The organism is Streptomyces sp. NBC_00683, assembly GCF_036226745.1.
Lineage (GTDB): Bacteria > Actinomycetota > Actinomycetes > Streptomycetales > Streptomycetaceae > Streptomyces.
Genome location: NZ_CP109013.1, coordinates 7,695,700 through 7,719,501 on the forward strand (window position 1 = coordinate 7,695,700; position 23,802 = coordinate 7,719,501).

The window sequence follows — 23,802 nt, forward strand, 5'->3', positions numbered from 1 at the left end:
AATCCTAGGCAATGAACGCGAGTTTCCGGCGGGTGGCCTGCCTTCCCCCTGCCGGCGTCCCCGATCGTCCCCCCATCGGTGTACCGGCAGCCCGCCCCGGCCGTCGCCGACCGCGTGACGCAGTACGCGCCGTGCGGTCGGTGACGCGTCGCTGTGCCCTCCCGGTCCCGCAGCCCACGGAACTGAGGACAGCATGAGATGGAAGCAACTCGGACGGCGGTTCGCCGTCGGAGCGGTGGCAGCCGCACTGATGACCGTCGGGCTCCTGCCCGTCGCCGCATCGGCGGCCGTCCGGAGCCCCGACCTGGCTCTCGGTAAGCAGGCGACGACCAGCGGGTCGCACGGCGCCTACCCGGCGTCGAACGTCACCGACGGCAGCCAGCAGACGTACTGGGAGAGCCCGGGCACCTTCCCGCAGTGGGTCCAGATCGACCTCGGCAACCGGTTCGACGTCGACCAGGTGGTGCTGAAGCTGCCGACCACGTGGGAGGCGCGGACCCAGACGCTCGCCGTCCAGGGCAGCACGGACGGGAGCAGCTTCAGCACCCTGTCCGCGTCGGCCGCCCGGGTGTTCAGTCCTTCGGCGGGCAACACCGTCACCATCGGCTTCGCCGCGAAGCAGGCGCGGTACATCCGGGTGCAGGTGACCGCCAACACCGGCTGGAACGCCGCGCAGCTCTCCCAGGTGGAGGTCTCCGGCGAGGACGGCGGGGAGGATCCCGGTCCGCCAGCCTCGGACGGCTCCAACCTTGCGCTGAACAAACCGATCGAGGCTTCGTCGGTCACGCAGACCTATGTGGCGGCGAACGCCAATGACGACAAACTCTCCACGTACTGGGAGTCGAACGGATACCCCTCGACGCTGACGGTGAAGCTCGGCGCCGACGCCGACATCGAGGCCGTCGTCGTCAAGCTCTCCCCGGACCAGGCATGGGCGACCCGTACGCAGAGCGTCCAGGTGCTCGGCCGTACCCAGGACGCCACGGGATTCACCTCGTTGAAGGACCGGGCCGACTACTCCTTCAACCCCTCCGGCAACCAGAACACGGTGACCATTGCGGTCAGCGGCCGGTACGCGGACGTACAGCTCAAGTTCTTCTCCAACACCGGTGCGCCCGGCGCCCAGGTCGCGGAGGTCCAGGTCGTCGGGACCGCCGCCCCCAACCCCGACCTGACCGTGTCCGAGCTGACGTGGTCGCCCGCCACGCCGTCCGAGAAGGACGACGTCTCGGTGAACGCCACCGTGCGCAACACGGGTACGGCGGCAGCCGCCGCGACGACGGTCGACGTCAGCCTCGAAGGCCTGGTCGCCGGCAGTGCGTCCGTGGGCGCTCTCGCCGCCGGAGCCTCGGTCACCGTGCCCGTCGACGTGGGCAAGCGCCCGATGGGTACCTACAGCGTCTCGGCGGTGGTCGACCCGACCGACACGATCGTCGAGCAGGACAACAGCAACAACAGCCGCACCGCCGCGTCGAAGCTCGTGGTCTCCCAGAGCCCTGGTCCCGACCTCGAGGTGCTCGGCATCACGTCCAGCCCGTCGAATCCCGCCGTGGGCGCCGCCGTCACCTTCACCGTATCCGTACGCAACCGCGGTACCACAGCCGTGAGTTCCTCTACGGTCACCCGCCTCCTGGCGGAGACCACCACCCTGAACGGCACGACCGGGGCCGTTCCCGCCGGAGGCACAGTCACCGTGCCCATCAGCGGAAGCTGGACCGCGAAGAGCGGTGGGGCCAACCTCACCGCCACCGCGGACGCGACCGGAGTCCTCACCGAGACCAACGAGAACAACAACGTCTTCTCGCGCGCCATCGTGGTCGGCCGTGGGGCTGCGGTCCCGTACACCGAGTACGAGGCGGAACAGGCCGCCTACGAAGGCACGTTGCTGAAGGCCGACCAGGAGCGGACCTTCGGGCACACCAACTTCGCCACCGAGTCCTCGGGACGCGAATCCGTGCGGCTGAACTCCACCGGCCAGTACGTCGAGGTCACCTCGACCGTACCGTCCAACTCCATCGTGGTCCGCAACTCCATCCCCGACGCCCCCGGTGGCGGCGGGACGGAGGCCACGATCAGCCTGTACGTCAACGGCACCTTCGCCCGGAAGCTGACCCTCTCCTCCAAGCACAGCTGGCTCTACGGTGACACGGACAGCCCCGAGGGCCTGACCAACCAGCCGCAGGCCGATGCCCGCAGGCTGTTCGACGAGTCCAACGCCCTGCTCGGCCAGACCTACCCCGCCGGTACGAAGTTCCGTCTCCAGCGCGACGCGGGCGACTCGGCCTCCTTCTACATCATCGACCTCGTCGACCTGGAGCAGGTGGCGCCGCCTGCCGCCCAGCCGGCGGGATGCACGTCGATCACCACCTACGGTGCCGTCCCGAACGACGGAATCGATGACACGGACGCCATCCAGAGGGCGGTGACGGCCGACCAGAACGGTGACATCGGCTGCGTGTGGATCCCGCAGGGCCAGTGGCGGCAGGAGCAGAAGATCCTGACCGACGACCCGCTGAACCGGGGCCAGTTCAACCAGGTGGGCATCAGGGACGTCACGATCCGCGGGGCGGGCATGTGGCACTCCCAGCTGTACACCCTCACCCAGCCCCAGAACGCGGGCGGCATCAACCACCCGCACGAGGGGAACTTCGGCTTCGACATCGACGACAACACCAAGATCTCGGACCTGGCGATCTTCGGTTCCGGCACCATCCGGGGCGGAGACGGCAACGCCGAGGGCGGAGTGGGTCTGAACGGACGCTTCGGCGACGACACCAAGATCACCAACGTGTGGCTGGAGCACGCGAACGTGGGCGTGTGGGTCGGCCGTGACTACGACAACATCCCCGACCTCTGGGGACCCGGCGAAGGCGTCGAGTTCACAGGCATGCGGATTCGCAACACCTACGCGGACGGAATCAACTTCGCGAACGGCACGCGCAATTCGACGGTGTTCAACTCCTCGTTCAGGAACACCGGCGACGACGCGCTGGCCGTGTGGTCGAGCAAGTACGTGAAGAATCCGTCGGTGGACATCGGCCATGACAACCACTTCCGCAACAACACCATCCAGCTGCCCTGGAGGGCCAACGGCATCGCTGTCTACGGCGGTTACGGAAACACGATCGAGAACAACATCATCTCCGACACGATGAACTACCCCGGCATCATGCTGGCGACGGACCACGATCCGCTGCCCTTCTCCGGGCAGACACTGATCGCCAACAACGCGCTCCACCGCACGGGCGGGGCATTCTGGGGCGAGGCCCAGGAGTTCGGTGCCATCACCCTGTTCGCGGCCGGTCAGGACATCCCCGGCGTCACGATCCGGGACACCGACATCCATGACTCGACCTACGACGGCATCCAGTTCAAGTCGGGCGGAGGGTCCGTGCCCGGAGCGCAGATCTCGAACGTCCGCATCGTCAATTCCGTCAACGGGTCCGGAATCCTCGCCCATGGAGGTGCGCGGGGCAGTGCGACCCTGACCGGTGTGACCATCACCGGTTCGGCCGACGGCGACGTCGTGGTCGAACCCGGATCACAGTTCGTCATCAACGGCAGCGCCGGCCAGGCGTCCACCCGGAGGTAGATCCGGTCCTCGGACCGGGCACGACCCGTCCCCCGGCCGGCGCGCTGTCCAAGCGCGCCGGCCGGGGGAGCGGCGACTCACCCTCCGGTGGCCGGGTTCCCCGTGAGCCCCCTCGCCCGTGCCGGCGACGATCCGTCCGCCTGCGCGGCCCTGGCGGCGACGAGCTCCTGCTCCAGCCGCCGCATCCCCTCCATTATCTGAGGGTCACGCGCCAGCGAGCCCGTGTCGGCACACTCGCGCAGCGCCTCGTCCGCCTCGGCCAGCCGCCCGCAGCGCAGCTCGACCTCGGCGCGCCCCACGAGTGCGTACGGCAGCACCCACGAGGTACCCAGCGAACGGGCCAGCCGCACCGCCGCGTCGGCCAGTGCCGTCGCCCGCCGGTGATCGCCCACCAGAAGTTCGGCGCCGGCCAGATTGCTCTGGTCGAAGGCGAGCACCGTAGGGTCCCCGGTACGCCGTGCGACCGACACCGCGCGCCGCGCGCAGTCCCGTGCGGCCTGCGTCCGGCCCTCCTCGCGGGCCAGTTCACCGACGACGGAGAGTGCGCTGGAGATCAGCGCCGCATCGCCGGACCGCTCACCGGTCAGCAAAGCAGCCTCGGCCGCCCCGCGGCTCTCGCGTACCTGCCCGGAGGTGAGCAGCGAGGCGGCGCGGATCGTGAACAGACGGGACAGCACCGGATCACGGTCCTCCGCGGGCAGCCGGGCGGCCTCCAGCTCCGCCCGGCGCAGCGCGGCCATCGTCCCGTCGATGCGCCCTGCGTAGAAGCTGAGCGCGCCCACCGCCAGATGGTGACCGACCCGGTCGGCCACCGTCGACCGCTTCGGTGAGGGCGCCTCACTGAGCACCGCGAGACCGTCGAGCGGTCGCCCGGCGCGGCCGAGCACCTCTGCCAGGGACACCGCCGCGCGCAGCGCTCCGACGTGTTCGGCGGCCGACACCAGATCCCGGAGCGCACACCGCAGTACCTCCTCGGCCTCCGGATACCGCGCCGCCCTGCGGAGCACATTCCCCCAGGCGAGTCGCGCCTCGGCGGCCGCGACCCTGTCCGTGGTGTCCAGTTGGGCCACCAGTTCGCGGTAGTAGTCGCCGGCACTGTCGTTGGCGTACAGGGCGGCGGCCCGGTCGGCGGCGGCCCGGAGGAAGACAGGTGCTCGTGAGTCGTCCGCCACCGACATGTGGAAGGCGAGGGTGTCGACGGCATCGGGACGCAGCCTGAGCACGGTGTCGGCATACGCCTGATGGAGGCGCCGTCGCGCGGCTCTGCTGAGCTGCTCCGCACACGCCAGGCGCACCAGCGGGTGGCGGAACGCGTAGCCGAGTACCTGACGGCCGCCGAGGACCACGTCGCGTTCCTCGACAATGCCGGATCCGGCTGCCGCGTCGAGTGCCGCCACGACCTCGGCCCCGTCCAGCGGCGGATGCAGCCCGGCGGAGGTGACGGCCTCGAGCTCGGCGAGCGAGACCGCGGTGCCGCCCGCCACGGACAGCGCCGCGAGGGTGCGCCGCGCGTCCCCGGGCAGCCGGGCCAGCCGCCCGCCGACCAGGCGCCGGATGCTGTCCGGAACGGCATCCGCGGCCGGCTCGGCCGTGGTGCGGTGGCGGGGTCCCATGCGTTCCAGGTCCGATTCCGGACTGGTCGTCAGTTCCAGGGCGAACAGCGGGTTCCCGAGCGAGAGCCGGAAGATGCGCGAGGCGGTACGACGGTCCTCCGCCGGCCCGCCGCGGCCGGCTGCCGCGGCGGCGAGCCCCGCGCAGTCGGCACGGCTCAGACGCAGCAGATCGACCTCCACCGCCATCCGCTGCCGAAGGATGCCGTCGAGCACCTGCCGCCGCACGTCGTCCGGATCGAGGGTGTCATCGCGGCAGGTGGCGATGAACCGCCATCGCCTCGCCTGCGCGGTCCGCACCAGGTGATGCAGCAGGCTCAGCGAGCCCGGATCGGCGGCGTGCACATCATCGAGGACGACGAGGACCGGCCGGGTGGCCGCGAGGTCGGTGAGGACACCGGCGACCGCCCGGAACAGCCGGGCGCGCTCCTCCTCCGGGCTCGCGGCTGCCGGCGGCCCACCGCCCAGGGAGGGAAGCAGCGCGGCGAGGCCGCTGTGCTCGGCGCTGACCCGGGAACGCTCCTCGGCGCTGCACCCGGCGAGGTGACCGTCGAGCGCGTCGGCGAACACCCCGTACGGCGTCTGCCCCTCCGCCTCGTGGCTCGTACCCCACAGGACGCACACCCCCTCCGCCGCCGCGTGTCGCGCCGCCTCCGCGACCAGCCGGGTCTTCCCGATCCCCGCCTCACCGCGCACCACGACGAGCGGGGTGTCCCCGGCCGATGCCGAGGCGTGCTCGGCGAGCAGCGCCAGCGGGCGCTCGCGGCCGAACAGCGGGAGCCGTTCCGGACGGCGGATCGCGGGCGGCAACGGCGTGGCCTCCGGCACGGTCCTGGCGACGGGTGCCGCACCGAGAGCGTCCAGTGCGGACAGGGCGGTACGGTGCAGCGCCTCCAGCGCGGCGCCGGGACGCACCCCGAGCTCATCGGCGAGCGCCTCACGGCAGGCGTGGTACTGGCGGATGGCCTGGCGCGGCCTGCCCATGTCGTACCAGGTGCGGGCCAGCAGCAGGTTCAGGGGCTCGTCGGCGGGGGAGCGGTCCACCGCCTCGCGCAGCACACCGATCGCCTCCTCGGTGCGGCCGTCGGCCAACAGCCGCTCGGCCAGGGCCGGGACGAGCAGTTCCCGCAGCACCTCGATGCGGCGACGGCGCTCCCCGGCCCAGTCCGCGTACCGGTCCTCCGGCAACAGCTCCCGGTCCAGGACCTGCAGCGCCTCGCCGGTCGCGTCGGCGTTCCCCGAAGCGAGCGCGGCGCGCCCGGCCTCCTCGGCCTCGTCGGCGTCGACCCGCACCCGGTCCGGCGCCAGGAACAGCAGATCGCCCTCAGCGACCAGATAGGAGGAAGGGACCCGCGGTGCCAGTTCGGGCTCCAGCGCATGGCGTGCGGCGTGCAGGGTGACACGGAGATTCCGTACGGCCGAGTCCATCGGGGCGTCCGGCCACAGCAGGTCCATCACCTCCTCGCGATGACGCCGCAGACCGGGAGCCACCGCAAGCAGCTTCACCAGGGTCTGCGCGGTGCTGCGCCGCCATCGGCGGGGGATCTCCACGCCGTCGTCACGGACCGCCGCGAACCCTCCGAGGAGGTGCAGGGACAGCATCGGGGCGCGTGAGAGTTCGAGCGGTCCTGGCATGCGCACACCCCAATGATCAACGGGCACCTGATACGGCTGCTGTGTACACGGCGCGCGTTACTGAGGCGTTACAGCGGGCGGGGCGTCCCTGCCGAGCCGGTTTCGCCCACCCCGCGCAGGCCGGGAGCCTGAAGCCGACCGTGCCGGGCCAGGGAGGGATCGTCTTGTTCGAAGCTCTGGGACTGACCGAGGAGGAGACACGGATCTATGCGGAGCTCGTACGGCAGGGGCCCTGCCGGATCGACCGGTTGCCCGAGCTGACAGGACTGCCGCCCGAGCGGATCGAGGTGTCCCTGACCGGTCTGGCGGAACATGGCCTGCTGACCAGGACGGAAGGTGACGGGCCCCGGGTGATCGTCTCCCCGCCGGACATCGCGGGCGAAGTCCTGCTGCTGCGCAGAATGCAGGAGCTGCACGTGGCCCGCGCGGCCATGGGCCGGCTCGCCGCCGCGTACCGAACGGCCGCGGAGCAGCAGAGGACCGACTCCGTGCCGGTGGAGTTCACCCCCGGCGCAGCGGTGGCCCAGCGGTTCGACCAGCTCCAGAGCAATGCGCGCAAGGAGGTACTCATGTTCGACATACCGCCGTACGCGTCCCTCGCCGGCGGCCTCGACCTGCTCGCCAACGACCGTGAGATGGAACAGCTCTCGGCAGGAGTGCGCTACCGGACGATCTACGACCGCCGGGCACTCGAGAACCCTGGAGGTCTGGGCCGGATCAGCCGGTACGTCGACGCGGGGGAGGAAGCACGGTCAGCACCCAGGCTGCCGATGAAGATGGTGATCGTCGACCGCGAACTGGCGATCCTGCCCGCACCCGGAGACGGTCCGGGCACCCGGAGCGGCTCCGCCCTGGTCCGCCCGAGCCCACTTCTCGACGGCCTGATCGCCTTGTTCGAGCAGTTCTGGGCGACGGGGCTGCCGCTCACCCCCGTCGCCGGTTCGCCGGCCCCCGCGGCGTCGGAACTGTCCGAGCAGGACAGGCAGTTGCTCATCCTGCTGCTCAGCGGAATGACCGATGAGGGGATCGCCCGGCAACTGGGACTCGGCAGACGTACGGTGCTGCGCCGGGTCAGAGCGCTGATGGACCGTGCGGGTGCGGAGACCCGCATGCAGCTCGGCTGGTGCGCGGCGCAGCGCGAGTGGACCGGTCAGGCACGGACCCGGGACAACGGCGGTGAGGACGGCCCTCGGAACGGCGCATAGGGGGGCCGCCGCCACGTATACGCCCCGACTGCACACACATCGTCCGGACCGTCACCCGGGGCGCAAGCCCTGAAGCGGCCGGGCATCGGCCGTCCGCGCGGAGACGGCGCCGGCCACCGCACTCCCGACACGCAGCGCGACCGTGTACACGGGGCCGTCCGTGCCGGGCACGGTGCGCACCCAGCCCAGGCACAACGCCTGGCCGAGGCCGGCCAGGATCCGCCCCCGCGCCGCACTGTCGGCCTGACGGGTGAGAGCGGCGCGCGACAGGCCCGACGGGTGCGCCGAGATCAGCGCCACCACCTCCCGCACCTGCGGTGCCTCCCTCCGCAGCCGCCCGGCGGCCGTATCCGCACCGCCACGCACCACATCCACCGCGCACAGGGGGTTGCCCCCGGAGAGAGCGAAGACCTCGCGCCCCGTATCGCCCCCACCTGCCAGTCGCGCACACTGCGCCTCGCTCAGCCGCCCGAGCACGAGCCGGTGCGCCGCACCGAAATGGCCCGGCCACCCGCGCTCCGGGCTGCGGCAGGCCACCACGAACTTCACCGGGAGCCGAGCACACCGCGTCACAAGCCGGCGCAGCACCCGCACGGCAACGGGACCGGCCAGTTCCAGGTCGTCCAGGAGCAGGACGACCGGACGGGACCGGGCCAGACCGGTCACGAAGGCGCACATGTCCGTGACGCTCGTACCGTCGGCCCGCGCCATGTCCCCGTACAGGGAGGGCAGTACGGCCGCGAGGTCCGGGTGCGCCAGCGCGACCGCCGCGCGGGCATCCGGGTGCAGGCGCTCCACGAATGCGTCGAAGGGGGCGAGCACTGCCCGGTATCCGCTGTCCGTACCGGTGAAACTCCCGCCGGTGTGCAGGACATGGGCTCCGCTCCGGCGGAGCCTGGCCGCGGCTTCGGACAGGGTCCGGGACAGACCGATGCCTGGTTCGCCCGTGAGCTCCACGACCGAGGGACCGGCTCGACGGGGGAGCGCGGTGAGCATCGCCAACTCGGCCTCACGGCCCACGAAACGTGGCAGATCACCGTCGGTGGGCGCGGTCGGGAACGGGGCCGATACGGCCAGCGCGAAGAGATCGCGGAGCGGCCGGTCCGGCTCCGTGCCGCAGGAGTCGACCAGCGCGCCGCGGTGCGCGTGATAGCGCTGCACCGCCTCGCCGTGCCGGCCCGACGCGATCAGGCGTTCCAGGAGCACGCGGCAGACGTCCGCCGCCAGCGGGTCGGCAAGGAGCACCTCCCTCAACACGTCGTCGAGCGACTCGTCCGGCGGCTCCCCCGGCGCCCCGGGAGCCGCGACCCGCCCCTGGCGCGCACAGGCGACCGCCAGGGTCCGCCGCAACTCACGGTGGGCCTCACGTGCGGCCCGTACGAAGGGTTCGTGGTCGTCGTCCGGCAGCAGTTCGGGCAGCAGCGTACGGACCAGCCGGTGCAGTTCGTGCGGTCGGGCGCCGGCCGCCTCGTCGCGGACCGCGATGAGGTCCACCCGCACCCGCCCGCGCGCCAGTACGACCGAACCGTCCTCGCCGGACACGACGTACGAGGACGGCGCCCTGGACGGCAGGTCCGGCTCCAGGGCGCGCCGCACCGCGTGCAGCGTCACCCGCAGGCTCCGTGCCGCCGACACCTGATCGGCCCGGGGCCACAGCAGGGCGGCCAGCCGGGAGCGGTGCATCCGCCCGCCGTCCGCCAGTGCCAGGGCCTTGAGCAGACGCCGGGCACTCGGCCGGGACCACTGCCCGGCCGGGACCGTCTCACCACCGCACTCCACCCGGAAGCCGCCGAGCACCCGGATGGTGACGATCTCCACCGCTGACGGGCTCATCGCATTCCCTCCGTGCGCCGGACCATGATGCCGCGCCACGGTAGGAAGCCCTCATTACCCGCCCATTACCCGTTCGGACCCGGTGCCGCCGCCGGGGCGCCGCCGACCTGCGCCGTCAGCGCTGCCGGCAGTTCCTCCCGGTGAACGATGCCCAGGCGCTGCGTGGCGCGGGTCAGTGCCACGTACAGGTCGCTGGTCCCGTACCGGGCTGGCTCCACCACGAGCACATGGTCGAATTCGAGCCCCTTGGCCTGGCGCGGGTCGAGAAGGACCACCGTGCGGGTGAGATCGGGCTCCTCACCGGCCGTGACACCGTCCAGCGGAGCGGCGATCTCCTCGTGGAGCGCCGCCGGCGCGATCACCGCGAGGCGTCCCTCCTCGGGCATCAGCTCAGCGACGGCCAGCGCCACAGCGCCCGCCAGGTCCTCGCCGGAGTTCCGCGTCCACGGCGCCTCACCGGTGGACCGCACGGAGCCGGGCGGCTCGAAGGACGGGTCCGTGGCCCGTACGACCTCGGCGGCGAGCTCCATGATCTCGGCAGGCGTACGGTAGTTGACGCCCAGCCTGACGTGCTCGTAGCGGTCACCGACGTACGGCTGAAGAATCCTGTCCCACGAGCCGACCCCGGCTTCCTCGGAGGTCTGAGCCGGGTCGCCGACAAGGGTCAGTGAGCGGGTCGGCGAGCGTCGCATCAGCAGCCGCCACGCCATCGGCGACAGCTCCTGCGCCTCGTCGACGATGATGTGCCCGAACGCCCAGGTCCGGTCGGCGGCGGCGCGTTCGGCGGCGCTGCGGTGGTCGGCCTCCTCGTGCCGCTCCGCCATGCGTTCGGCGTCGATGATGTCGTGGGCGGCGAGGATCTCGGACTCCTCCTCGTCCTCGAACTCGTACGTCTCCGAGCCCCGCGACATCTCCAGTACGGCCTGCGCGTAAGCGATCCGCTCCTGGCGACCGGCCTCGGCGGCGGCCCGCTCGGCGCTGTCGTCGGCCCCGAGCAGTTCGGCGGCCTCGTCGAGCAGCGGGACGTCGGCGGGTGTCCACTTCCCGTCGCCCGGAGCGCGCCGGATGGCGTCGGCGTCCTCGTCCGGTACGTACACGGGCTCGGCCAGATAGTCCGTCAGGAACCCCTCCGGGGTGAGCTCGGGCCACAGCGCGTCGATGGCGGCGTGCACCTCCTCGCTGACGGCGACGCCCTTGCCCAACTGGGCGAGGTCGTCCGGGCCGAGGAAGTTGGGGCCGCCGTACGGGTCCGCACCGAGGCGCTCGCCGAGCTGCGCCGTGAGGGCGTCGATGATCCGGAAGGCGAAGTGCGGGCGGGCGAGGTTGTGCGGGAGAAGGGTGTCGCGGGCCGCCTGCCGGGCCTCGTAGGCGATCTCCCAGTCGAGGACGAGGTCTCCGTCGTCGTTCGGGATGATCAGCGGGGCGCCGGGCTCGGGCAGCTGCTGCCGGTCGCGTACGGCCAGGGCGAGCGCCTCGGCCATCGGCTCGCCGCCCTTGACGGCGGCGGCGCGGGGCGCGTCGGTGCCGCGTGCGTGGACGCCGGGGAAGAGCTCGGCCTGTGTGGCGAGCAGGACACCGGTCTCGCCGAGTGCGGGCAGCACCTCGCCGATGTAGCGCAGGAAGGCGGGGTTGGGGCCCACGATGAGGACGGCACGCTTGGCGAGCAGCTCGCGGTGCTCGTACAGGAGGAAGGCCGCCCGGTGCAGCGCGACCGCCGTCTTGCCCGTGCCCGGGCCACCCTCGACGACGAGTACACCGCGGTGCGGGGCGCGGATGATCCGGTCCTGTTCCGCCTGGATGGTCCGCACGATGTCGCCCATGCGGCCGGTGCGGGCGGAGCCCACGGCCGCGAGCAGTACGGCATCGCCGCTCGGGTCCTCGAAGCCGGTGCGCTCCCGGTCCCCGAGGTCGAGGATCTCGTCGTGCAGCTCGGTGACGACGCGGCCCTCGGTGGTGAGGTGCCGGCGTCGGCGCAGCCCCATCGGTGTGTGCCCGGTGGCGAGATAGAAGGGGCGGGCGACCGGCGCACGCCAGTCGATCAGCAGGGGAGTGTGCTCGGTGTCGTCCTCGCGGATCCCGATCCGGCCGATATGGTGCGTGTCGCCATTGGCGAGGTCGATGCGACCGAAACACAGCGAACCGTCCACCGCGTCGAGGGCAGCCACCAGACCCGAGCGTTCCGCGACGCGCACATCGCGTTCGAGGCGCGCCTGCAGGCCGGTCCCGACCGGCGTCAGCGCCTCCTCGACGGCGTCCGAGGCGGCCCCGCGCAGCACGTCGACACGGTGATGGAGCCGGTCGACGTATTCCTGCTCCTTCTCCAATTCGACGCTTTCCCGATTTGACAAAATAGCTCCCTGCCGGATACTGTGTTTCTTGTAGGCCCCCTTTGTGGGGCCTTTTCTGTGGGCACACAGAAGAACTCAATATACGTGAGAAAATCCCCGGTCCGCAATTGCGGACCGGGGATTTTCATGTGCACCGATAGGGGTGGGTCAGTCCCAGCGGTCCTGGTTGATGAAGTGGCCGAAGCCCCGCCAGGAGTTGGGTCCCATGACACCGTCGATGGGTCCGGTGTAGCCGTTGGCGGCGGCCAGTCGTTGGACCGCGGCCCAGGAGTTGGGTCCCATCACTCCGTCGATGGGTCCGGTGTAGCCCCAGTTACGCATGTTCCTCTGGAGCGCGGCGTATGTATTGGTCCCGGGGACACCGTCGATCGGCCCGGTGTAACCGGACTCGATCCGCAGCCAGTTCTGCGTCCTTTTCCACATGATCGGACCCGGGACACCGTCCTGCTCCGTCGTGGTCTTCGGCAGTCCGCCGCCGCCCCCGCCCAGGTAGTTGAGCGGGTTGACCCGGGTGCCGCCCGGGGTGATGAGATGCCAGTGGACGTGCGGTCCGGTGGAGCTTCCGGAGCCGGGGGCGCCGACGGCACCCCCGGACCGTCCGACGATGGCGCCCTTGCCGACCGAGGTGCCGTTGGCCAGCAGGAACTGCGACAGGTGCATGTACTGCGTCCGGTACCCGTCGCTGTGGGTGATGGTGACGGTGTGTCCACCCGTGCCGTTGTCCGGGATGTTGGTGACGACGCCGGCACCGGCGGCGGGCAGCGCGGTACCGACGCCCATCCCGTAGTCGAGCCCGCCCAGGGAACCGCTGTTGAGGTGATCCTGCCAGGTGCCCGTCATCTGGTAGCCGCTGAACGGGTTGTAGATGTCCAGGGCATGGGCGGCGGTTCCCGAGAACAGAACGCCGCCGGCAGCCAGGCCGAGCGTGGTGACCGAGCCGCGCAGCAGGGTGCGGCGGCTCATTTCGAGCCGTGGTCGATCCTGTCGGCCGTCGTCGGGCCGATGGTTCTCACACACAGCAACTCCCTTGCTGATTAGGTGACTTGAGCTGGCGGAGGAACGCGGTGCCACGGTAGCCTACGCGCATAGATGTTGATAAGAACATGTCATGGTTGCTGCTGTCGGCCCCGTCTTCACCGGAGGAAGCATGCACAGGAGAACCTTGATCCGTGGCGCCGTCGCGACGGCCCTGGCCCCGGTCGGCATCGTCACGGCCGCCCGTGCCGCGGCCGGTGCCGGCCGGGCTCCCGCCGCCGATCTGCAGGGCGTGGACGTCTCGAACTACCAGGTCGGCATCGACTACGCCCGCGCCGCCGGGGAAGGCCGGAGTTTCGTCATCGCCAAGGCCGGAGGGTGCCAGCTCGCCGAGGGCCCCTACGTCACGTCGTCGTACGCCGGGCATGTGGACGGAGCCCGCGCCGCGGGTCTGCGCGTCGGGCACTACTGGCTGTCGGGGGACTTCCTCACCCCCACCGCCGCCGCCGACTACTTCGTGGACCACCTCCACGACTACCGCGTCGGTGACGTGCTCGCGCTGGACGTCGAGGTGCTCGACGACTCCACCCGGCTGTGGAACGACACGGATGTGTCCACCTGGTTCAACCGCGTACGGGAACGGGTCGGCGCCTACGTGCCCTGGTTCTACATCAGCGCGGGCGCACTGCGGGCCGGCACCTGGAGCCGCACCGTCGCCGCAGGCGCTCACCTGTGGGCGGCCTCCTGGGGGTCCAACAACGGCACCTATCCCGGCGCGCCCGACCTCGGCGGCCGCTACCCCGACTGGGCCGCCCACCAGTACACCTCCGTCGGATCCGCGGGCGGAGTCTCTCCCGTCGACCTCAACCTCGCCCGCGCCTGGGCCTTCGACCTCACGGAGCCGACCGACCCGCCGCCCGGAGGGGACGCGCTGCCCAAGTCGACGACGGAGCAGGACGGTGTTCCGGGTCCGGTCATGTGGAAAAGGACGCAGAACTGGCTGCGGATCGAGTCCGGTTACACCGGGCCGATCGACGGTGTCCCCGGGACCAATACATACGCCGCGCTCCAGAGGAACATGCGTAACTGGGGCTACACCGGACCCATCGACGGAGTGATGGGACCCAACTCCTGGGCCGCGGTCCAACGACTGGCCGCCGCCAACGGCTACACCGGACCCATCGACGGTGTCATGGGACCCAACTCCTGGCGGGGCTTCGGCCACTTCATCAACCAGGACCGCTGGGACTGACCCACCCCCGTTCGGCGTGCATGCCGGGGCTCCTCGCGGGGCTGTGCGGATCCTCACCCCACTGGGGTGAGGCGCGGATCGTCGTGCGGTACACATACTCGGTTCATGAACAAGCACCGGCAACTCGCCGACCTCCTAAGGGTGTTCCAGGGCCGACTGCGGCCCTGGAGCGTCCGGGCGAAGTCCTGCGGTGAGCGGCGCCGGGTGCAGGGGCCGCGGTGGGAGGAGCCCCGCGAGCGCGCGGGCATCAGCACGCCGCACCGCGTGCGCACCGACCCGCGCACCAGCTGACCCGAGCCCCTGCAGCCGGCGGCACCACCGCCGGCGCCTGTTGAGTACCCACCCGACCACCGGCGCCGCACCGCGGCTGCCGCATGCCCGAAGTCAGTGAAGGAACCATGTCCAGGCGAAGCATCAAGATCACCATGTCGGCCGTTCTGATGGCCACGGCCACCCTCACGGCTGCCGCACCGGCCGACGCCACGCTCGGCAGGGGGCCCCTGACGGATGTACAGGTCGCCACCCACTTCGACCTGTCCGCGGGGCAGATGCCGGAGAACGTCACCGTGCTGCCCGACGGCACGGCAGCCGTCACTTTCGCCGCCGCCCGCCAGGTGGCTCTGGTCACCCCCCGGGGAGCAACGCGCATCCTGGCGACGCTGCCCGCACCCGCCGACGGCGGAGTCGCGACACCGGTTCTCGGCTTCCCCCTGGCCACCGGCATCGTCCACACCCCGGACGGCACCGTGTACGTGCTGTACGCGACCGGCACGGCCGACCTGACGGGGCTGTGGCGGCTGCGCCAGGGGCAGGCCCCGCGGCGCATCGCCGCGCTGCCCGCCGACGGCCTGCCCAACGGGCTGGCACTGGACAGGCACAGCAAGCAGCTCTACATCACGGACTCGGTGCTCGGCACCGTCTGGACCGTCCCCACCACCGGTGGCACGCCCACCGCATGGTCCACCGCTCCCGAACTCGCCTCCGCCGGCTTCCTCGGAGCGAACGGCGCGAAGGTGCGCGGCGGCGCGCTGTGGGTGACCAACCTCGACCGGGGCACCCTCCTGCGCATTCCGATCCGCTCCGGCAACCGTGCGGGAACGCCGCAGGTCAAGGCGTCGGGCCTGGTCGGCATCGACGACTTCACCTTCACCGGGCGTGGTGACGAGGTCCTCGCCGCACTCAACGCACCCAACACGGTGGTGCGCATCAGCCCCGACGGCACAAGCAGCACGGTGCTGGATGCCGGCGACGGACTGCAGAACCCCACCTCCGTCGCACTGCGCGGCAAGGACGTGTACGTGCTCAGCGCCGCGTACACCACGGCCACGGATCCCAACCTGCTGCGAGCGCACCTGCGCAGCCGCCGGTGAAACCCTGGTTCAGTGCCCGTGGCCGCCGTCCTCGTGCTCCGTCGTGGGCTCGGCGGGCTGCGGGGAGGCCGCTGCCGCCCCGGCGTGGACGGTGAAGGCCGCGGTGCGGACGGTGCCGTTGTGCTTGAAGTCCAGGAAGAGGCGGTAGGTCCCGGAACTGGGGGCCGTCGCGGTGAAGGAGACCTCCGGACCGGGCTCGGTGCTGCCGTCGCCGGGCTCCCCGTTGGGGTGGACGTGCAGGTAGGCGAGGTCACCGGCACGCAGGGCGACGAGGTGTCCGTAGGCGGCGAGGTAGGGCTGGAGGTCGGTGATCGGGCGGCCGCCCCTGCTGACGTCGAGCCTGAGGTCTCCAGCGGTGCCGGGGCGAAGCGTCCCGTTCAGGGTCACGGTGTAGCCGTCGACCGTGGCGGTGCGGGACGGCTTGGGGAGCTCGGCGGGCTTGTAGGCGCCGGCTACGGCGAGATCGGCGCCGAGAGTGAGGTCGGGGGCGTTCTTCGCGCCGGGGGTGAAGTCCGCGAAGACCCGGTAGTCACCGGCGGCTGCGAGGGTGACCGGGGTGCTCCAGGTGCCGTCGGCGGCCCGGGTGGGGTGCAGGTGCTGATAGGTGGCCAGGTCCCGTGAGGCGAGGATGAGGTGGAGTTCCTTGTCGTGCTCGCGCTGGTACGTGGTGACCGCCTTGCCGGACCGGTCGCGTACGGCGAAGCGCAGTTCGCCCTCCTGCTCCGCCTTCAGACGCGGGGTGAAGAGGTCGAGGGTGTAGCCGCCTTCGGAGATCTGGAGCCCTCCGGGCGGTGACTGGGCATGCTCGTTGCCGTCGCCCCCTCCCTCCGATGCCGCGCTGTTCATGTGGTCGGCCTGCGGGGCCGGTTCGGTGCCGTCCAGGGGGCCGACGGTGTTGCCGAGACCGTAGGCGGCGCCGAAGGACACGGCGAGTGCCGCGGTGAAGGACGTGATCTTCCCGGCGGTGTTCATGGCTGCTCCTTCTGTCCGGGCGGGCTCCGGGGCGGGCCCACCTCCATCAGGTTATACCCCCATGGGGTATCTGCAAGAGCTCTGCGCCAGCTTGCGCAAGATACGGGAGGGGGGTATATCTGGAAGTGAAGAAGATACCCCATGGGGGTATCGGGATCTGAAGGGGGAACCCATGTCCTGGTTCACTTCCGGCGGCAGCCGCCCGGCCGTCCACGGCACCACCACGACCGCCGCCGCGGGCCGCACAGCCACCGTCTACCGCGTGTCCGGCATGACCTGCGGGCACTGCCGGACCGCCATCACGAAGTCGGTCGGAGCGCTGGACGAGGTCGTCTCCGTGGATGTCGACGTGGCCGGAGGCCTGGTCACCGTCACCGCCGGCGGACAGCCGGACGACACGGCGATCGCCGCGGCGGTCGACGACGCCGGCTACGAGCTGACCGGCCGCGTCTGACCGGCGCCGACCGCCCCCGGCCTCCATCGGACCCGTACTTCCGGCCCGGGTCCCACCCCCGTCGAACGAGGAGCAGGCACATGACCACCAGGACTCCGGGCGCCGCCCGGGTAGAGCTCGCCATCAGCGGCATGACCTGCGCCTCGTGCGCGGCCCGTATAGAGAAGAAGCTCAACCGCATGGACGGGGTCGAGGCCACCGTCAACTACGCCACCGAGAAGGCGAAGGTCACCTACGGAGACGACATCTCGGTCGAGGACCTGATCGCCACCGTCGAGGCGACCGGCTACTCCGCCCAGGAACCGGCCCCGCCCCGGACCGGCAACGGCGAGGACGCCGCGAGCGGCCCGAGCGACGACGAGCGTGCCGACAACGAGCTGAGGCCGCTGCGCCAGCGACTGGTCACCGCGGTCGTCCTCGCCGTACCCGTCGTCGCGATGGCGATGATCCCCGCCCTGCAGATCGAGTACTGGCAGTGGCTCTCCCTCACCCTTGCCGCGCCCGTCGTCACGTACGCGGCCTGGCCCTTCCACCGTGCCGCCCTCACCAACGCCCGGCACGGCGCGGCCACCATGGACACCCTGATCTCCGTCGGTACCGGCGCCGCCTTCCTGTGGTCACTGTGGGCGCTCTTCCTCGGAACGGCCGGTACACCGGGCATGACACACCCCTTCGAGTTCACGATCACCCGCAGCGACGGCTCGGGGAACATCTATCTGGAGGCCGCGGCGGGTGTCACGGCCTTCATCCTGGCCGGCCGGTACTTCGAGGCCCGCTCCAAGCGCAAGGCGGGTGCCGCCCTCAAGGCACTCCTGGAGCTCGGCGCCAAGGAGGTGACCCTCCTGCGGGGCGGACTCGAAGTCACCGTGCCCACCGCGGACCTGCGGGTGGGCGACCGTTTCCTGGTCCGTCCCGGAGAGAAGATCGCCACCGACGGCACCGTCGTCGAGGGGTCCTCCGCCGTGGACGCGTCGATGCTCACGGGGGAGTCCGTACCCGTCGAGGTGTCCGCCGGCGACACCGTCACCGGGGCGACGCTGAACGCCGGCGGCCGGCTGGTCGTCGAGGCCACCCGGATCGGTGCCGACACCCAGCTCGCCCGCATGGCCGCGCTCGTCGAGGACGCGCAGAACGGCAAGGCCGCCGCCCAGCGCCTCGCCGACAGGATCTCCGGGGTGTTCGTGCCGGTCGTCATCGGGCTCGCGCTCGCCACGCTCGGTTTCTGGCTCGGCAACGGCAGCGGCCTCACGGCCGCGTTCACCGCAGCCGTCGCCGTGCTGATCATCGCCTGCCCCTGCGCACTCGGCCTGGCCACCCCGACCGCCCTCATGGTCGGCACAGGCCGTGGCGCCCAGCTCGGCATCCTCATCAAGGGGCCGGAGGTACTGGAGACCACCCGCCGGGTGGACACCATCGTCCTGGACAAGACCGGCACCGTCACCACCGGACTGATGACCCTGGTCGGCGTGCACACCGTCGGGGACACGGACGAGAAGGAGGTCCTGCGACTCGCGGGCGCCCTGGAGCACGCCTCCGAGCACCCGATCGCCCGAGCGGTCGCCACCGGAGCGGTCGCGAAGGCCGGTGCCCTGCCCACCCCCGAGGACTTCGCGGGCGTCCCCGGCCTCGGCGTGCAGGGCATCGTCGAGGGCCACTCCGTCCTCGTCGGCCGGGAGAAGCTGCTCACCGAGTGGGCCATGGACCTGCCCGAGCAGCTCAGGAGGGCCAAGGACGACGCGGAGAAGGCCGGGAGGACCGCCGTCGTCGTCGCCTGGGACGGCGAGGCGCGCGCGGTCCTGGAGGTGGCCGACGCGGTCAGGGAGACCAGCCCCGAGGCGATCCGGCGGCTGCGCGGACTGGGCCTGACCCCGGTGCTGCTGACCGGTGACAACAAGGCAGTCGCCGAATCCGTGGCCGCCGAGGTCGGCATCGGCGAAGTCATCGCCGAGGTCATGCCCGAGGACAAGGTGGCCGTCGTCAAGAGGCTCCAGGCGGAGGGCCGCAGCGTGGCGATGGTCGGCGACGGCGTCAACGACGCCGCCGCACTCGCCCAGGCCGACCTCGGGCTCGCGATGGGCACCGGCACCGACGCCGCCATCGAGGCCGGCGATCTGACCCTCGTACGGGGAGACCTGCGGGCCGCGGCCGACGCCATCCGGCTCTCCCGCAAGACGCTCGGCACCATCCGCTCGAACCTGTTCTGGGCCTTCGCCTACAACGTGGCCGCCCTGCCGCTCGCGGCCGCCGGACTGCTCAACCCGATGATCGCCGGAGCGGCCATGGCCTTCTCCTCCGTCTTCGTCGTCGGCAACAGCCTGCGCCTGCGCGGCTTCCGCGCCGCGGACTGAGCCGGGTACGGCGTGCGGCGGGCCGCGGGTCAGGCGTGGAAGCCGTTGCACACCACGGACGTGTACTTCGTCGGCCCGCCCTCGACGTGGTAGAACACCACCGTCCAGTCGCCCCTGTCGTCGCCCACCGGGATCGCGTCGACGACCCGGTCACCGAAATGGGCCCGGAAGTCGTCGGGGTACCGGAGCGTGATGGTGCCTTCGGACGACCACCGGGAGTAGACGTCGAAGGGCTTGCTCGTGAAGCCGATGCCCTTGCCGACGGACGTGGTGGGCCGGCCGGTGGCGCGGTCCGTCCCGTGCGGGGGCCGCACTCCCACCGAGAGGTAGTAGGGCGCCGGCCGTTCGCCCTTCCCGGACTCCTCGGGGCGCAGCCTCACGGTGGCGGTGTCCGACCCGGTGGTGTGCGAGACGCTGGACCGCAGGTTCATCGACAGCCGGTCCATCGGGAGACTCGCCGGATCGCAGGAGCCCATGCCGTAACCGGCCTCACCCGGGTCCTCCGACAGGGTCCAGCGGTCCTTCGATTCACGGTCGTTCAGGATGTGGTCCGGTGGCCCGGCAGGAGCCGACGGAGCGGTGGTCCCGGGCCGGGAAGAGGTGTCCGAGGCGCCCGATGCCCCGGAACCTCCGGTCGACCCGCCGTCCGGCCCGGAGAGCTGCCAGACCACCGCGGACGCGGCGAGCACGACCGCGCAGACCGAGAGCCCCAACGCCCTGCGGCGAGCGGAACGTGCCGTATCGGCTCCGTCGTACGGTGTGGGGCCGACAGGAGCCCGCTCAGGTGCCGCCGCGTCCTCCGCCTCCGCCGGGCCGTCCGGCAGGACCGCGGTGCGCGCGGCCTCATGCACCGGGACCGGGTCGTCGTCCCGGACCAGCGAGCGGTAGTGGGGGTCCGTCGCCAGTGCCGTGTCCACCGCGCACCGTGCGATCACCGCCGCCGGATCCGGCCGGTCCGCCGGGTCCTTGGCGACACACTCCCGGATCAGCGCGGCGAGCGCCGGCCGCACGCCCTCCAGGTCGATGTCCTCGTGCACGGCCCGGTAGCTCACGACCGCCGGATCGCCGGAGCCGTACGGAGGCCTGCCGGTCACCGTGTACGCGAGCGTCGCGCCCAGGGCGAAGACGTCCGCCGCCGGGCCGGCCTCGTTGCGCAGTACCACCTCGGGTGCCGCGAACCCGGGTGTCCCCGGTGCCGTTCCGTCCCTGGTGATGAAGGTCTGATCGAGCCCGCGGGCGATCCCGAAGTCGATCAGCTGGGGTCCTTGCGGCGAGAGGATCACGTTCTGCGGTTTGAGGTCCCGGTGGGTGACCCCGTGGACATGGACCGCGGCCAGCCCTTCGGCGAGTGCCGCGAACAGCCGCAGGGCGCTGTCCGGCGGGAAGGGCCCTGCGGCTGTCACCGCCCCGCGCAGCGTCGGCCCCGGTACGTACTCGGTGGCCAGCCAGTAGGGGGAGGCGTCGAGGGACGCCTCGATCAACTGGGCGGTGTACGCGCTGCGTACCGTCTCCACGGTGGCGGCCTCGCGCCGGAACCGGGTCAGTGCCTCGGGATGGTCACTGATCTCGTCCCGGATCACCTTCACGGCCACCAGCCGCCCGCCCGGCGACCGGCCGAGATACACCTGCCCCATTCCACCGGAGCCGAGACGGGCGAGTAGCCGGTACGCGCCCATGCGCGAGGGATCCTGGGGCCGCAGATCATCCACCGGCACGACTGTGCCACATCCGTGCACCCCTGGAACGGGCGTCCGGGAATCGGTACGGCCGCGCAGGGGCAGGGAACGAGGCCGGAAGTGACGGTGGCCGAGCGTGCCTCGGGCGGGAACGGGTACGCGTCGTCCCGGCCGGCTTCCCCGAAGCACCGCCCGATCCGCTCCACCGCTCCCGCCCCGGGATGCGAAGGGAGCCCAGGGAACCGAGGATGCCAAGAGGGACCGAGCCGTAGGGCCGGGCCCGTACGGGCCGGTAAGCGACATCCCGAGGGAGACACCACCATGGCGCCCGAGCGATCCTCTTCCGGCAGCACCGCACCGCGCGACCCCGGCCTTGCGCTGCCGGTGGCGGACCGGGCGGGCTGGGGTCCGGTGGACGTGCGTGCGGTGGACACCGTACGGGTGCTGGCCGCCGACGCCGTACAGAAGACCGGCAACGGGCACCCCGGCACGGCGATGAGCCTGGCGCCGCTCGCCTACCTGCTGTTCCAGCAGGTCATGCGGCACGATCCGGCCGATGACCAGTGGCTGGGAAGGGACCGTTTCGTACTCTCCTGCGGTCACACCAGCCTCACCCTGTACATCCAGCTCTATCTCGCGGGCTACGGCCTGGAGATGGAGGATCTGGAGGCGCTGCGGACCTGGGGTTCGGCGACCCCCGGGCATCCGGAGTACAGGCACACCCGCGGCGTCGAGATCACCACCGGCCCGCTGGGCCAGGGCATGGGCGCGGCGGTCGGCATGGCGATGGCGGCCCGCCGGGAGCGCGGGCTCCTCGACCCGGACGCAGCACCGGGCACCAGCCCCTTCGACCACCATGTGTACGTGGTGGCTTCCGACGGCGACATGATGGAGGGCGTGGCCTCGGAGGCCGCGTCGCTCGCCGGTCACCAGCGGCTCGGCAGCCTCGTGGCGTTCTACGACTCGAACCACATCTCCATCGAGGACGACACCGACATCTCCTTCAGCGAGGACGTTCCCGCCCGCTTCGCCGCCTACGGCTGGCACGTGCAGACGGTGGACTGGACCCGCACGGGCGACTACGTCGAGGACGTCGACGCGCTGCTCGCCGCGATCGAAGCGGCCAAGGAGGACACGACCCGCCCGTCGTTGATCATGCTGCGCACCATCATCGGATGGCCCGCCCCGACGAAGAGGAACAGCGGCAAGGCGCACGGGTCCGCCCTGGGCGACGAGGAGGTCGCCGGCACGAAGGAGCTCCTGGGCTTCGACCCCGAGGTCTCCTTCGCCATCGAGGACGAGGTCCTCGTCCACACCCGCGCGGTCGGGGAGCGGGGCCGGGCGGCGCGGGCGCAGTGGCAGCCGGGGTACGAGGACTGGCGTGCCGCGAACCCGGAGCGGGCCGCGCTGCTGGACCGCCTCCGGGAGCAGCGGCTCCCGGACGGCTGGGCCGACGCCCTGCCCGTCTTCCCGGCCGACGCGAAGGGCATGGCCACCCGCAAGGCGTCCGGCAAGGTGCTCGGTGCCCTCGCCCCGGTGCTGCCCGAACTGTGGGGCGGCTCCGCGGACCTGGCCGGAAGCAACAACACCACGATGGAGGACGAGCCCTCCTTCGTCCCGGCGGACCGGCAGACCGAGGAGTTCAAGGGCGGCCCCTACGGGCGGACCCTGCACTTCGGCATCCGTGAACACGCCATGGGAGCCGTGCTCAACGGCATCGCCCTGCAGAGCCTGACCCGCCCCTACGGCGGTACGTTCCTGACGTTCAGCGACTACATGCGCCCCGCTGTCCGCCTCGCCGCGTTGATGAAGCTGCCCGTCACCTACGTGTGGACCCACGACTCGATCGGGCTGGGTGAGGACGGTCCGACGCACCAGCCGGTCGAACACCTCGCCGCACTGCGGGCGATCCCCGGGCTCGACGTCGTACGCCCGGGCGACGCGAACGAGACGGTTGCCTGCTGGCGGACGGTCCTGGAGCACACCGACCGGCCCGCCGGCCTGGTCCTGACCCGGCAGAATCTTCCGGTGCTCGACCGCGGGGACGTGGCGAACGCCCCGTCCGCCGGAGCGGCCCGCGGCGCCTACGTCCTCGCGGACGCCTCCGGAGTGACTCCGGACGTCATCCTGGTGGCGACGGGATCCGAGATCCATATCGCCCTCGAGGCGCGCGACCTCCTCACCGGCGAGGGCCTGGCCGTACGCGTGGTCTCGATGCCCTGCCGCGAATGGTTCGCCGAGCAGTCCCCGGAGTACCAGGACGAGGTCCTGCCGCCCACCGTGCGTGCCCGTGTCAGTGTCGAGGCCGCCGTCGGCCAGGGCTGGCGCGAGGTGGTCGGCGACGCCGGGCGGATCGTGAGCCTCGAGCACTACGGCGCGTCCGCCGACTACGCGCGGCTGTACCAGGAGTTCGGGATCACCGCCGAAGCGGTCGCGGCGGCGGCACACGACAGCATCCGCGACGCCGCGGCCGCTCCCGTGCCCGGCGGCCGGCGCGGCACGTCCCGCTGAGAGGCGGCCGCGTCGGATGGG

At 71.5% G+C, this 23,802-nt stretch carries 14 protein-coding genes; 8 read left to right on the forward strand and 6 right to left on the reverse strand.

The annotated features are described in order from the left end of the window. Window positions 1–193 precede the first annotated feature (193 nt). Complete coding sequence (locus OG257_RS33560; protein ID WP_329213581.1) at window positions 194–3,592, forward strand: CARDB domain-containing protein; 3,399 nt, start codon at window positions 194–196, stop codon at window positions 3,590–3,592. Between the two features lie 77 nt (window positions 3,593–3,669). Here the strand turns inward: OG257_RS33560 and OG257_RS33565 are convergent, their stop codons facing one another. Beyond that, complete coding sequence (locus tag OG257_RS33565; protein WP_329213583.1) at window positions 3,670–6,837, reverse strand: ATP-binding protein; 3,168 nt, start codon at window positions 6,835–6,837, stop codon at window positions 3,670–3,672. 164 nt (window positions 6,838–7,001) lie between these two features. Between OG257_RS33565 and OG257_RS33570 the strand changes: the two genes are divergently transcribed. Further along, window positions 7,002–8,042 (forward strand): helix-turn-helix domain-containing protein, encoded by a 1,041-nt coding sequence (locus tag OG257_RS33570; RefSeq protein WP_329213585.1) that lies wholly within the window; start codon window positions 7,002–7,004, stop codon window positions 8,040–8,042. A gap of 51 nt (window positions 8,043–8,093) precedes the next feature. On the opposite strand, the gene OG257_RS33575 is transcribed toward OG257_RS33570, so the two are convergent. From OG257_RS33575 to OG257_RS33585, 3 genes are all read right to left on the reverse strand, one after another. Further along, window positions 8,094–9,875 (reverse strand): AAA family ATPase, encoded by a 1,782-nt coding sequence (locus OG257_RS33575; RefSeq protein ID WP_329213587.1) that lies wholly within the window; start codon window positions 9,873–9,875, stop codon window positions 8,094–8,096. A 65-nt stretch (window positions 9,876–9,940) separates the two neighbouring features. After that, a complete protein-coding gene (locus OG257_RS33580; protein WP_329215482.1) occupies window positions 9,941–12,199 on the reverse strand; it encodes a HelD family protein in 2,259 nt (752 codons plus the stop codon). 171 nt (window positions 12,200–12,370) lie between these two features. Further along, window positions 12,371–13,186: a peptidoglycan DD-metalloendopeptidase family protein gene (locus OG257_RS33585; RefSeq protein WP_329213589.1), complete on the reverse strand. Its 816-nt coding sequence runs from the start codon at window positions 13,184–13,186 to the stop codon at window positions 12,371–12,373. A 184-nt stretch (window positions 13,187–13,370) separates the two neighbouring features. Here OG257_RS33585 and OG257_RS33590 point away from each other — a divergent pair, with 184 nt between their 5' ends. From OG257_RS33590 to OG257_RS33600, 3 genes are all read left to right on the forward strand, one after another. Next, window positions 13,371–14,450 (forward strand): GH25 family lysozyme, encoded by a 1,080-nt coding sequence (locus OG257_RS33590; protein ID WP_329213591.1) that lies wholly within the window; start codon window positions 13,371–13,373, stop codon window positions 14,448–14,450. A 105-nt stretch (window positions 14,451–14,555) separates the two neighbouring features. Beyond that, window positions 14,556–14,741: a hypothetical protein gene (locus tag OG257_RS33595; protein WP_329213593.1), complete on the forward strand. Its 186-nt coding sequence runs from the start codon at window positions 14,556–14,558 to the stop codon at window positions 14,739–14,741. Between the two features lie 107 nt (window positions 14,742–14,848). Next, window positions 14,849–15,820, forward strand: coding sequence for a hypothetical protein (locus OG257_RS33600; RefSeq protein WP_329213595.1), 972 nt, complete (start codon window positions 14,849–14,851; stop codon window positions 15,818–15,820). A 9-nt stretch (window positions 15,821–15,829) separates the two neighbouring features. On the opposite strand, the gene OG257_RS33605 is transcribed toward OG257_RS33600, so the two are convergent. After that, window positions 15,830–16,792 (reverse strand): hypothetical protein, encoded by a 963-nt coding sequence (locus OG257_RS33605; RefSeq protein ID WP_329213597.1) that lies wholly within the window; start codon window positions 16,790–16,792, stop codon window positions 15,830–15,832. Between the two features lie 172 nt (window positions 16,793–16,964). Between OG257_RS33605 and OG257_RS33610 the strand changes: the two genes are divergently transcribed. Further along, window positions 16,965–17,246, forward strand: coding sequence for a heavy-metal-associated domain-containing protein (locus OG257_RS33610; RefSeq protein WP_329213599.1), 282 nt, complete (start codon window positions 16,965–16,967; stop codon window positions 17,244–17,246). Window positions 17,247–17,326: 80 nt separating this feature from the next. Further along, window positions 17,327–19,594 carry a heavy metal translocating P-type ATPase gene (locus OG257_RS33615; RefSeq protein ID WP_329213601.1) on the forward strand — a complete coding sequence of 756 codons (2,268 nt, stop codon included), beginning with the start codon at window positions 17,327–17,329 and terminating at the stop codon, window positions 19,592–19,594. 29 nt (window positions 19,595–19,623) lie between these two features. On the opposite strand, the gene OG257_RS33620 is transcribed toward OG257_RS33615, so the two are convergent. Further along, entirely contained in the window at window positions 19,624–21,309 is a 1,686-nt protein-coding gene (locus OG257_RS33620) for a protein kinase domain-containing protein (protein ID WP_443054517.1), read from the reverse strand. A gap of 282 nt (window positions 21,310–21,591) precedes the next feature. Here OG257_RS33620 and tkt point away from each other — a divergent pair, with 282 nt between their 5' ends. After that, on the forward strand, window positions 21,592–23,781 hold the full coding sequence (gene tkt / locus OG257_RS33625; protein WP_329213605.1) for a transketolase: 2,190 nt from the start codon (window positions 21,592–21,594) through the stop codon (window positions 23,779–23,781). The last annotated feature ends 21 nt before the right edge of the window (window positions 23,782–23,802 follow it).